Below are 13,155 nucleotides of genomic sequence, written 5' to 3'. Positions count from 1 at the left end.
TATTATACAAAATAATACATAAATAAAAATAACCTGACACATTTGCCGTATCAGGTTATTTTCTTTATTTAAAAGAAATTATTTCAAATTCTTTTCTATTTCTTTTGCTACTTTTTCTGGTGTAGCTTGTTCTATTACCGTAGAACCTACACTTACTACAGGTCCTCTTGAACATCTTTCAAAACAGAAAGAAGCTTTAACTTCAACTTTATCTGAAATCTTCTTTGATTCAACAAAATCAAGTATGGATTTTAATATTTTTTGAGAACCTCTCAACATACAACCTGTTCCGAAACAAACATTTACATTAATACTGTTTGCATCAGTTGCAGCTTGAATTAAGAAAGGTTTTTCTGTTATTCTTCTTCTGTTTGTGTGGAAAGTATGCAATATTTCGTGAGCTTTTTCACCGCCGACTGCACCCAAAATTTCTTTGTAAACCTGTTGAACATAAGGGTTATCTTGCGGTTTGTGAAGTTCAAGAACACTATCGTTTTCATAGAGACATTTTGTTCTCTTGTTTCTTACTTCAAGTTTGTCATATACAGGTTGTCCTGCTCCGCCGATACATCCGCCGGGGCAAGCCATAACTTCGATTAAATCATATTCTTTTTCTTTGTTCTTAATTTGTTTTATGACTTTTCTTGCATTACCTAATCCGTAAACAACAGCAAGTCTTAAATCTTTATCACCGACTTTCAAGTTAGCTTCTCTTATACCTTCTTCGCCTCTGATAAATGCAAATTCGTCTGTATCGTTGGAATTTTCTTTGGATAATACGTTTCTTAATACAGCTTCCGCAACACCGCCGGAATTACCGAATATAACACCGCCGCCGGTCTTAAATCCTAACGGCATATCAAATGCAGATTGTTCAAGGTTTGCAAAAGAAAGTCCCGATTCTTCTATCATTCTTGCAAGTTCTTGTGTTGTTAAAACTATATCCGTATCGGGAATGCCGTCTTTTGAAAGTTCCGGTCTTGTAGCTTCAAACTTCTTTGCCGTACAAGGCATAACCGAAACTACTACCAAATCTTCTCTCTTTATTCCATACATTTTAGGCAACATTTCTTTTGCGAGTGAACCGAACATTCCTTGAGGAGACATACAACTTGAAAGGTTCTTTATCATATCAGGATAATACTGTTCCGTGAATTTTATCCATGCAGGACAGCATGATGTAAATTGCGGTAACTTTTCACCTTTTGTAAATCTTTCAACAAATTCGTTTGCTTCTTCAACGATTGTTAAATCTGCAGCAAAAGAAATATCAAATACTTTGAAAAATCCCATGTTTTTTAGTGCAGTTACCATTTTACCTGCAGCTTCCGTTCCCGATTCCTTTGCTATACCGAAAGCTTCACCGATTGCAGCTCTTACCGCGGGAGCAATTGCTACTATAACTTTCTTATCTTTATTTCCTAAAGCATTCCAAACTCTTGTTACATCGGATTTTATCGTTAATGCACCGGTAGGACATACTCTTGTGCATTGACCGCAATAAATACATTCCGAAGATGCAAGACTCTTTCCAAAACTCGGACTTACTGTTGCATGTGAACCTCTGAATGAAAAATCTATTGCACCTACTGTTTGAATTTCTTCGCAGAATCTTACACAATCACCGCAGAGAACACATTTGTTTGGATCTCTGACTAATGATGGTGTTGAAAAATCTTTAGGTGTATCTTTTACTATTTTTTTGTATCTTATTGATTGTATTCCCAATCTTCTTGCAAGAGTTTGAAGTTGACAACTTTCGCTCTTATGGCAGGAAGTACATTCTCTGTCGTGGTTTGCAAGTAACAATTCAACGATTATTTTTCTTAACTCTCTTATTTCGTTACTGTTTGTTACAACTACCATACCGTCTTCTGCAGGAGTTGAACATGCAGGAACAAGACCTCTTTTTTCTACATTTACCAAACACAATCTGCATGCACCGTAAGTGCTAAGTTCTGAATGATAACAAAATGTAGGTAATTCTATATTTGCTTTTCTTATAACTTCCAAAAGATTTTTCTCTTTATCAAAAGAAACTTTTTTACCGTTAATAGTTAATGTTTTTTCCATATATTATCCTCTCTTCACAGCACCAAATTTACATGTTGCAACACAAGCACCGCATTTTACACATAAGCTTTGGTCTATAGAATGTTTTTGTTTTACAGCACCTTTAATAGCTCCTACAGGGCACTTTCTTGCACAAGCCGTACAACCGATACATTTTGTTTGATCGATTGTGATTTGTGTTAAGCTTGAACATACTCCCGCAGGACATCTCTTTTCTTTAACGTGTGCATCATATTCGTCTCTGAAATATTTCAAAGTAGATAATACCGGATTTGGTGCCGTTTTACCTAAAGCACAAAGGGAACCTACTCTAACGGCATTTGCCAACTGTTCAAGTAAAGGAATTGTTTTTTCGTCGGCTCTGCCTTCTGTTATATCTTCAAGCATCATCAACATTTGTTTTGTTCCTTCTCTGCAAAGAACACATTTACCGCAAGATTCACTTTGTGTAAATTGCATGAAGAATTTTGCCGTGTTTACCATACAAGTTGTTTGGTTCATAACAACAAGTCCGCCCGAACCTACCATTGCACCTGCTTTTCTTAATGAATCGAAATCCAATGGCAAATCAAGATGTTCTCTTGTTAAGCAAGCACCGGAAGGTCCGCCGATTTGAACAGCTTTAAATGCATCTTCTGAAACATTGCCTTTATCATCGGTAACTCCGCCTGCTATATCAAACAAGATTTCTCTTAATGTTGTTCCGAAAGGAACTTCTATAAGACCTGTGTTTTTAACATAACCGGTAATAGCAAATGTTTTTGTTCCGGTAGATGTGGGAACACCGATCTTCTTATAATAATCCGCACCGTCTCTTATTACCAAAGGAACGGTGGATAATGTTTCAACGTTGTTAATTACTGTAGGTTTCCCGTATAAACCGTGTTGTGCGGGGAACGGAGGTTTTGGATTTGGCATACCTCTTTTACCTTCAACGGAAGCGATTAATGCTGTTTCTTCACCGCATACAAATGCTCCCGCACCTTCCATAACATGAAGTGTAAAACTGAAATCGGAACCGAAAAGATTTTTGCCTAATACTCCGATTTCTTCTGCTTTTTTAATAGCGTTTTTCATTCTTTCTACAGCCAAATGATATTCTGTTCTGACGTAAACATAACCTTCATCGGCACCTATAGCTTTTGCGGCTATAATCATACCTTCTATAACACTGTGAGGATTTCCTTCAAGAACACTTCTGTCCATAAATGCTCCCGGATCTCCTTCATCTCCATTACATATAACATATTTTTTAGGACCGGGTTGAACTCTTGTAAGTTCCCATTTTCTGCCTGTAGGAAAACCCGCTCCGCCTCTGCCTCTGAGCCCGGAATCCAACATTTCTTTACAAATCTGCTCGGGTGTCATTTCCAAACAAGCTTTTTTTGCTGAAGCATATCCGCCTTTACTTATATATTCTTCAATATCTTCCGCACCTATGAAACCGCAATTTTTAAGAACATATCTTTTTTGTTTTGCATAGAAAGGAATTTCGGCATGACCTTTATAAAATTTATCATTAATTTTGTAGCATAATCTTTCAACAACTTCATCTTTAATAATACTTTTTTCGATAATTTCTTTTACATCTTCAACTTTAACTTTTGTGTAAAGAATATCGTCTTCACCTTTTATAACGGAAACCAAAGGTCCCATTTGACAAAAACCCTGACAACCGCTTTTTGAAACGAGTGTTCCTTTACTTTCATCGTTTAACTCTATACAAAGTTCAACATTCATTTCTTTTGCCAATCTTAAAAACTCGGCATAAACTTTTAAGGAACCGTTTGCTACACAACCGGTACCTGCACAGATTATTATTCTTTTGGAAATCTGTTTAAATGCTTTTTGTACTTTAGCGGAAATTTTATCTAAATCTACAGACATTATTTTTCCTCCTGTTTAATCATATCGTCAATAATTTTTGTTACTTTTTCAGGTGTAACCTGGCCGTAAACTTCGTTATCTATAACCATTGCAGGAGCAAGACCGCAAGCACCTAAACAAGATACTGTTTCCAACGTGAACAACATATCTTTTGTTGTGTTTTCGGCTGCCGTAAGATTAAGTTTTGCTCTTATTGCATCAATAATTGTCGTAGATCTTTTAACGTGGCATGCCGTTCCGTCGCAAACTTTTATTATGTGTTTGCCTTTTGCTTTTAAAGTGAAATGTGCAAAAAATGTTGCAACTCCGTAAACTCTTGCAGGGGATATATCCAATGCAGAAGCTATGAATGTCAAAATTTCTTCAGGAAGATAATTGTATACTTCCTGTACTGCCTGCAAAATTGGGATTAATCTTGCTTTGTCTCTGCCGTTTTCGTCAAGAATTTGGCAGACTTTGTCAAATTTCCCTTGATTTTCCATGTAAGTTCTCCTTGTTATGTTAACAACTGTTACTTAATTATTTTAAATTCTTTATTTTTTGAGACAAAACCGCTAAACTTGAAGCCAAATTTTCATGTTGAACGACAACATCTTTCGGAACATTTATTTTTATAGGTGCAAAATTCCAAATAGCTTTTATTCCTACTCTTACCATTCTGTCCGCCAACTCTTGTGCAACTGCCGAAGGAACCGTAAGAATTCCTATTTTTATTTGCATTCTGCTTATTATATCTTCAAGTTTATCTATACTGAAAACTTTTTTGTAATTTATAAATTTATCAACTCTTTCCGGATTATTATCAAAAGCGGCAATTATATCCAATCCGTATTCTTTAAAACCGTGATAACCCAAAAGAGCATATCCTAAATGTCCGGCACCGATTAAAACAGCCTCATTTTTAGTATAAAATCCCAAAAATTTTTCTATTGCCGATATTAACTTCTTAAGGTTGTAACCTCTTTTGGGTTTACCTTCGATTTTGGTGGCTTCTATATCTTTTCTCACTTGTATAGTATTAAATCCAAGGATCTTTGCTATTTGTGCCGATGAAATTTCTTTAACACCTTCGCTTTCCAACTCTTTCAAATAATGATGATAAAAAGGAAATCTTCTTAAAGTTGCTTCCGAAATTTCCTTCTTATTATATACAACACTTTTTTTCTTCATTTGTTTATATGTTTTTAATGAAAAATTTTATTTATCTGTTCGTGCTTTTAATCGGATATAGCTTATTATGGATAAAATTTTATCTATTTAAAAATAGTAAGTCAATGAATTTAGATTAGTAAAACTTTTATATGTTTTTCTAATATTTTCAGCGGTTTTTGTACAAATAAAAAAACAAGAAACGATATTAAATATGTTTCTTGTTTTATATGGTTATTTATGCTTTTTATTTTGCTTTTTTATAATATTCCAAAGCTTCCGGCATATGTTCCTGCAAATCTTTAATTCTTTTTTCATCGGAAGGATGAGTAGACAAAAAGTCTGAAAGTCCGCCTTGAGAACCCGAAGATGCAAATACCATTCTTTGCCAGAATTTTATAGCTTCGTTAGGGTCGTATCCGGCTTTTGCCATTAAAAGCAGTCCCATGTAATCCGCTTCGGATTCATGTTTTCTGCTGTAAGGTAAAATAATACCTACGTTTCCGGCAACATTTACACCCAACATTATTAATTCTTTATTAGGATTATTTGAAAGTGTCGCTCCTCCTATGGCAAGTCCGTATTGAAGTAAAGTGTTTTGTGCCGATCTTTCCGCACCGTGTCTTGCTATGGCATGTGCTATTTCGTGAGCCATAACGGTTGCAAGTCCCGCTTCATTTTGAGTATAAGGTAAAATTCCCGTATATACCGCAACTTTACCTCCGGACAAGCACCATGCATTAGCTTCGTTGCTTTCCAATAAATTAAATTCCCAATCGTAATCACAGTCTGAAACCGCGGCTATTTTTTGACCTACTTTTTTTACAAGTGCCGTATTTGTTTTATCCGTAGATATTTTTGCTTCAGACAAATATTGACCGTAACTTGTTGCACCTGCGGCAATTTCTTCCGCTTCGTCACTTAAAAGAAGTTGATATCTTCCCGTCATCGGAACGGATGTACAACCTGCAACCAAAAGTAATAAAGCCGATAATAAGAAATATTGTTTTTTCATAATGATAACTTTCTCCAAGAATTTTTAAAATCAATAAATATTTTTATTTTTTTATTTCCTTATATAATTTATCTAAATTAATAAATCTTTCGTCTTTTATGTTTTCAAGCCAATAATTTTTTATATTTTCGGAAACGTTTAATTTGCTGTTACCCCAAGCAAATTGTTCAAACATTGCTTGTTCGTCCCAGTTTGCATTAATATAACAAAGTGCTTTTATATCTTTACTTTGTATGAATTTAAACAATATCCTGTACCATTTTATTTTGTCCACTTCGGTTGCATTTGTTCCTATTGTGGGAGAACATTCCGCAAGCATAAGCGGTTTGTTGTGGGCTTTTGTAAATTGTATCATAGGAAACCACTGCGGATTTGCAAAATAAGATATTGCACACCAATCAACATATTCGTCTCCCGGATACCATTGCTCTATTCCTTTTGGAGCATACGAAGCATACGAATGCCAAACATAAGCAACATTTTTTACTTTTTGTTCGTCAAACTTTTCTACTATATATCTAAATGCTTGTTTGTAAAGTTCCGGATCATAATTATTTTCCGGAAAATCAAATTCGTAACCTATTCTTAAAAATACCGGAACGTTAGCTTTTGTTATCCATTCGCCTAATTTTTTTATGTTGTCATCTAAAGAACCGTCAATAACGGAATCTAATGAACCAACCAAAAATAAACCTATTTGAAGAGCTGCTTTTTTATAATTATTCAATATGAAATTTCCGGACATTTTGCCTGTTCCGTATTCAACATCTTCATCTAATGCTTCCAAATTTTGTAAAGATGTATAAATCATAAAACCTGCGGGAACTTTTCCGTTTATTTTTACAAATTCTTCACTGTCTGTATTGTTCTGACCGCAAAAAAGTAATGTATGGCTATCGGAAGGAACAAACTTTCCCGTAAGCCCTTCTTTTCTTTGAGCAAAAGCAAACGTTGTTACTAACAATAAACAAAATACTATACCGCAAAACTTCTTCATAAATCCTCCAAACTGTAAAACACTTGACAAACCTCACATTTTGTGCTATATTAGCACTCAGTAATAAAGAGTGCTAATTAAAAACAGTTAGCATAAAGGAGGTAGACAAAATGAATATATCAAAATTTACAATAAAATCGCAAGAGGCACTTGCGGATACACAGGATATCGCGGTACAGTACGGCAACCAGGAAATATCCGCAGAACATCTTTTGTATGCTTTGCTTAACCAGGAGCAAGGTATAGTAGGTACTATTATAAGTAAGTTGTCCGCAGTGGAACAAAATTTAAAACCGTTAATAGAAAACGATGTTTTAAAACTTATTGAAGCTAAACCGAAAGTTCAAGGAGCAACACCTTACTTATCAAGTGATTTAAACAAAATCTTAACCGTTTCGGAAAAAATAGCTAAAGATTTGAAAGATGAGTATGTTTCCACGGAACATATATTTCTTTCTATTATAAGTTTTCCGGACTTACAGGTAACAAAGATTTTGAATAAGTATGGAATAACTCAAGATAAAGTGCTAAAAGCTTTGGTGGATATAAGAGGTTCCAACAGGGTTACCGACCAAAACCCGGAAGATAAGTACCAGGCTTTGGAAAAGTACGGTAAAGATTTAACCGCACTTGCCAAAAAAGGGAAACTTGATCCTGTTATAGGCAGAGATGAAGAAATAAGAAGAAGTATTCAGGTTTTGTCCAGAAGAACAAAAAATAATCCTGTTTTAATAGGTGAACCCGGTGTAGGTAAAACTGCTATAGTCGAAGGCCTTGCACAAAGAATAGTTTCCGGAGATGTTCCCGAAACATTAAAAGATAAAAAAGTTATAGAACTCGATTTGGGCTCTTTAATTGCGGGTGCAAAATTCAGGGGCGAATTTGAAGACAGATTAAAAGCCGTTTTAAAAGAAATTCAGGCGGCACAAGGTAAAATAATACTTTTTATAGATGAAATTCATACTATCGTAGGTGCCGGTGCAACGGAAGGTGCAATGGATGCAGGTAACATGTTAAAACCGTTACTTGCAAGAGGTGAACTGAAACTTATCGGAGCAACTACACTTGATGAGTATAGAAAGTATATTGAAAAAGATAAAGCTTTGGAAAGAAGATTTCAAACCGTTTATACCGGCGAACCTTCGGTTGAAGACACAATCGCAATATTAAGAGGTATAAAAGAAAAATATGAAGTTCATCACGGTGTAAAAATAAAAGATTCCGCATTGGTTGCAGCGGCAACTTTAAGTTCAAGATATATTACCGACAGATTTTTACCGGATAAAGCTATAGATTTGGTGGATGAAGCTGCAAGTAAGTTGAGAATGGAAATAGATTCTATGCCTGTAGAACTTGATACTGTTGAAAGAAAAATAAGACAACTTGAAATAGAAAAACAGGCGGTAAAAAAAGATTCCGACCCTGCAGCAAAAGAAAGACTTGCTTCGATAGAATCCGAAATTGAAAAATTAAAAAATTCGTCCAACGAAATGAAAGTTCATTGGCAAAAAGAAAAAGAAACTATTTCGTCTATAAGAAAATTAAAAAAGGAAATAGAACAATTAAAAACAGACGAACAAAAAGCGGAAAGAAGCGGGGATTTGAACCTTGTTGCAGAAATTCGTTACGGTAAAATTCCTAAAGTTCAAACCGAATTAGGCAGTGAAAACAAAAAACTTGCCGTATTACAGAAAGATAAAAAAATGTTAAAAGAAGAAGTTGATGAAGACGATATAGCAACGGTTGTAGGTAAATGGACAGGTATTCCCGTATCAAAAATGATGGAAGGGGAAACACAAAAACTTCTTAAAATGGAAGAAAGGTTACACGAAAGAGTTATCGGCCAAAACGATGCCGTGGAAGCTATTGCTAATGCCGTTCGTCGTTCAAGATCCGGAATCTCGGATCCCAACAAACCTATGGGCTCGTTTATGTTTTTAGGCCCTACAGGTGTAGGTAAAACAGAACTTGCAAAAGCTTTGGCAGACTTTTTGTTCGACGATGAAAGAAACATTGTAAGAATTGATATGAGCGAATATATGGAAAAACATTCCGTATCAAAACTTATCGGTGCACCTCCGGGATATGTGGGTTTTGAAGACGGAGGTCAACTTACCGAAGCAGTCAGAAGAAGACCGTATTCCGTAGTATTGTTTGATGAAATAGAAAAAGCTCATCCGGATGTATTTAACATAATGTTGCAATTGTTGGATGACGGAAGACTTACAGACAGTAAAGGCAGAACCGTAGATTTCAAAAATACCGTTATTATTATGACATCTAACGTCGGTTCACAATACATTCAAGACAGTATCAATTTCGATAAAGATAAAATCGGTTTTGATAAAGATAAAAAGAAAAAAGAGCCTGTTAAAGAAAACTTTGATTACGAACAAATTAAAAAGAAAATAGACAGTGAATTGCATTTATACTTTAAACCTGAATTTTTAAACAGAATAGACGATATAATAATATTCAGAAGACTTGAAAAACAGGATATCGGCAAGATTATAGATATTCAATTAAAAACCATATTAAAAAGATTGGCGGATAAAAAAATATCTATAGAGCTCAGCGATAAAGCAAAAGATTTTCTTGCGGATAAAGGTTATGAACCTGCATTCGGTGCAAGACCTTTAAAAAGAGCACTGCAAACTTATTTGTTGAACCCGTTATCTACGGAACTTATTGCAGGAAAGTTTGGTGAAGGGGATAAAATCAAAATAGATTTGGACAAAGATAAATTGAAATTTAGTAAATAAATTTCTATAGCGACCGAAATATTTTAGCTACAACTTTGAAACGCAAGAGTTTATGTACCCCCTTACGGGTATGTACACCGCACTCTTGCGTTTCTTTGTTTCGCTAAAAATCTTTCTAGTCGCGTCAAGCATTGCAATATTTTGCAATTCTTGAAACGTATGCATTTGCGAGTTCCTTCATTCTAACCTAAAATCTTAAGGCCTTTAACAGCAAACGACCAATCTATAAAAAAACACCGCAATTCTAAAATACTTCAGTTCGTCTCAAACTATTCGTTCTTTTTTTAACAACGAACTGCAAAAATCTTAAAAATTTTAAAATGATTCAAATAAAATATTGTATAATATCAAATAGTAAATATTAACATAAACTAAACAACAAAATGAACGGAAAAATGGGAATTAAACTTTTTATAGACAGACAGACAGACAGACAGACAGATACTCTTACGTTAGTGGCAGTTTTTCATCATACAATTTCTATTTTTGTCATCTCGTACTTGATACGGGATCTCGCAGTTTAATAAACAGGAGTGTAAATTAACACGACCTGTTTTTTTATTTTGTTCTTTTTTTTGTCATTCCGTGCTTGACACGGAATCTCGTAGTTAGTTCTTTTAAAAATTCTCATTTACAAGCAAAAAAAACATTCAAACTCATAGACGGCTTTAATCATGCTTGTAAACGAAAATTTTAAAAGTGTTATTCCGAAATTACTAATTACTAATTTCTAATTAATAATTGAATAAAATTTACGAAGTAAATTTTTATAAAAGGAGGCAGTAAATGAAAAAAGTAGTTTTGGCAGTATTGTTGGCGGTAGCAATGGTAGTACCTGCATTTGCAGCAGAAAAAGGTGACATGGAAATAGTAGGTAAGTTAGGATTAAATTTAACACCGAAAGTTGATGCAAGCGGTAGTTTTGTGGATAAAGGAGGCTTTAGTCCTACCAGGGAAGGCGATAGTGATACAAATATGTCTGTTTTGGTAGGTGCTGAATTTTTTTACTACCTTAACAAAACAGTTGCTTTAGGTTTTGGTATAAATAATAACTTTAATGCCGATTTGAGAGATACAGAAGGTCATGGCATTGATTGCAAAGGTGAAGTAGGTTTTACAAATTTTTATTTTGCCGTAAAGCCGAAAATAGAGGTGGAATCCGAAATATTTAACAGTGTATATTTTTTAGGTCAAATAGGTTACGGATTATTTAGATTTGATGGTCATAGACACGGAGAATCTGATGGCAACGGACTTTATTGGGGAATCGGTGCAGGAACGGAAATTTACAAAAATTTTATAGTTGAATTGTTATATTCATTTAATTATGGATCTATTAAAGATAAATTCGGTTATGGAGACACAGCAGACTTAACATATAAAACACTTACATTAAATGTAGGTTATAAATTTGCAATATAATTTATAATAAAAACGATTAAAGCACGGGAAGAAATTTTCTTCCTGTGCTTCTTTGTTTTTCCCGTTTGCTAATTGCTAATTAATAATTGCCGTTCCGTCGTTGTCGTTTCCATACATCAATACCTCCATACATCCATACCTCCAATTCTTTGCCGTTCCGTCGTTGCCGTTTCCATACCTCCAAAAGCGCTTTGCATTTTTAAATAAAAATTGTATAATACAAAAGTAAGTATGTTTTGTTAAAGGTCGTGGTTTGCACACTGTTATATTTTTAGATATAATTTTACTTTAAATTTATTTAGGATTAGTTTATGATTTCATTTTTATATTCCGCATCCGTTCAGGGAATAGATGCTTGTTTAATAGATGTTGAAATAGATATTTCGTCGGGACTTCCCGTATTTTCAATAGTAGGTCTTCCCGATACTTCCGTAAAAGAATCAAGAGACAGGGTTGTTTCTGCAATAAAAAATTCCGGATTTGATTTTCCTACAAAAAAAATTACGGTAAACCTTGCACCGGCAGACATAAAAAAAGAGGGCGGCGCATTTGATTTGCCGATATCGCTTGGAATACTTGCATCAAGCGGAATAATTGAAAAAAAATCATTACAAAACTTTTGTGCCATAGGCGAACTTTCACTTGACGGTAAATTAAGACCCGTAAAAGGTATTTTGCCGATAGTTTTAAGTTTGCATAAGTTCGGCATAACACAAGTTATTGTCCCCGAAAAAAATAAAAACGAAGCTTGTGTTGCAAAAGATATAGAAATATATCCGTTTACGGATTTAAAAGATGTAATACAATTTTTAAAAAAAGAAACCGTTGTAGAACCATACAAACAAGACAGTATTTCTTTCCAAAACGGTTCAACAAAAACATCGATAGATTTTTCCGATATTAAAGGTCAGCTCTTTGCAAAACGAGCTGCTGAAGTTGCTTGTGCCGGCGGCCATAACATGATTATGGTAGGACCTCCGGGTTCAGGTAAAACGATGATAGCAAAAAGAATTCCTACAATACTTCCTTCAATGAGTTTTGAAGAGTCCGTGGAAACAACAAAAATATGGTCTGTATCAGGTCTTGTTCCTGCAGGCGAAAGTTTAATTACCGATAGGCCTTTCAGAAGTCCGCATCACACAACATCGTCTGTTGCTTTAATAGGCGGAGGTTCGTATCCTAAACCGGGCGAAGTAAGTTTGGCTCATAACGGAGTATTGTTTTTGGATGAATTAACGGAATTCAGAAGAGATGTTTTGGAAGTTTTAAGGCAACCTTTGGAAGATAAAATCGTTACGGTATCAAGAGCAAAAAACACGTTATCTTTTCCTGCATCGTTTATGTTGATAGCTTCAATGAATCCTTGTCCGTGCGGAAATTACGGTAGTGATAAAGAGTGTACTTGTAATCCGTATCAGGTTAAAAGATACAGATCAAAAATATCGGGTCCTTTGATGGATAGAATTGATATTCAGGTGGAAGTTCCGGCATTAAAAATAGATGAAATAACTTCAACACAAACGGTTACAAACGAAACTTCGCAACAGATTAAAGAAAGAGTAATAAAAGCAAGAAATATACAGTATGAAAGATTTAAAGGTAAAAACATTTATTGCAATGCACAAATGGGGCCGAAAGAAATAAAGAAGTATTGTGTGTTGGAAGAAAAAGCGGGACTTATGTTACACAATGCCATAGAAAAGTTGGGCTTTTCGGCAAGAGCATATGATAGAATATTAAAAGTTGCAAGAACCATTGCCGATTTGGCGGGCAGCCAAATAATACAGCAAAACCATATAGCCGAAGCAATAAAGTACAGAAATCTTGATAAATATAATTAGAGAACAAAA

Annotated in this window: 9 protein-coding genes; 3 read left to right on the top strand and 6 right to left on the bottom strand. The window is 34.7% G+C overall.

Annotation, left to right across the window (positions count from 1 at the left end):
- Positions 1 to 78: 78 nt before the first annotated feature.
- The 6 genes from B2Y85_RS05145 to B2Y85_RS05120 all read right to left on the bottom strand — a co-directional run bounded on the left by B2Y85_RS05145 (position 79) and on the right by B2Y85_RS05120 (position 7,121).
- Positions 79 to 2,073, bottom strand: a complete 1,995-nt coding sequence (locus tag B2Y85_RS05145) for a [FeFe] hydrogenase, group A (protein ID WP_372519406.1) — start codon at positions 2,071 to 2,073, stop codon at positions 79 to 81.
- A gap of 3 nt (positions 2,074 to 2,076) precedes the next feature.
- Complete coding sequence (locus tag B2Y85_RS05140; protein WP_372519405.1) at positions 2,077 to 3,960, bottom strand: NADH-ubiquinone oxidoreductase-F iron-sulfur binding region domain-containing protein; 1,884 nt, start codon at positions 3,958 to 3,960, stop codon at positions 2,077 to 2,079.
- Complete coding sequence (nuoE, locus tag B2Y85_RS05135; RefSeq protein WP_372519404.1) at positions 3,960 to 4,442, bottom strand: NADH-quinone oxidoreductase subunit NuoE; 483 nt, start codon at positions 4,440 to 4,442, stop codon at positions 3,960 to 3,962. Before nuoE ends, B2Y85_RS05140 begins: the two co-directional genes overlap by 1 nt.
- Before the next feature lie 37 nt (positions 4,443 to 4,479).
- On the bottom strand, positions 4,480 to 5,130 hold the full coding sequence (locus tag B2Y85_RS05130; protein ID WP_372519403.1) for a redox-sensing transcriptional repressor Rex: 651 nt from the start codon (positions 5,128 to 5,130) through the stop codon (positions 4,480 to 4,482).
- 226 nt (positions 5,131 to 5,356) lie between these two features.
- Complete coding sequence (locus B2Y85_RS05125) at positions 5,357 to 6,124, bottom strand: M48 family metallopeptidase (RefSeq protein WP_372519402.1); 768 nt, start codon at positions 6,122 to 6,124, stop codon at positions 5,357 to 5,359.
- Between the two features lie 43 nt (positions 6,125 to 6,167).
- A complete protein-coding gene (locus tag B2Y85_RS05120; RefSeq protein ID WP_372519401.1) occupies positions 6,168 to 7,121 on the bottom strand; it encodes a glycoside hydrolase family 26 protein in 954 nt (317 codons plus the stop codon).
- 110 nt (positions 7,122 to 7,231) lie between these two features.
- On the opposite strand from B2Y85_RS05120, the gene clpB reads away from it, so the two are divergent.
- The 3 genes from clpB (at position 7,232) to B2Y85_RS05105 (ending at position 13,146) form a co-directional block, all read left to right on the top strand.
- A complete protein-coding gene (clpB, locus tag B2Y85_RS05115) occupies positions 7,232 to 9,883 on the top strand; it encodes an ATP-dependent chaperone ClpB (RefSeq protein ID WP_372519400.1) in 2,652 nt (883 codons plus the stop codon).
- Positions 9,884 to 10,669: 786 nt separating this feature from the next.
- The gene (locus B2Y85_RS05110; protein ID WP_372519399.1) at positions 10,670 to 11,305 is read left to right on the top strand and encodes an outer membrane beta-barrel protein; all 636 of its coding nucleotides are present in this window, start codon (positions 10,670 to 10,672) and stop codon (positions 11,303 to 11,305) included.
- Between the two features lie 311 nt (positions 11,306 to 11,616).
- Positions 11,617 to 13,146, top strand: coding sequence for a YifB family Mg chelatase-like AAA ATPase (locus B2Y85_RS05105; RefSeq protein ID WP_372519398.1), 1,530 nt, complete (start codon positions 11,617 to 11,619; stop codon positions 13,144 to 13,146).
- Positions 13,147 to 13,155 lie beyond the last annotated feature (9 nt).

The sequence above is a fragment of the Candidatus Ruminimicrobiellum ovillum genome (assembly GCF_002392975.1).
Lineage (GTDB): Bacteria > Elusimicrobiota > Endomicrobiia > Endomicrobiales > Endomicrobiaceae > Ruminimicrobiellum > Ruminimicrobiellum ovillum.
This window is presented reverse-complemented; position numbering and strand designations above follow the sequence as displayed.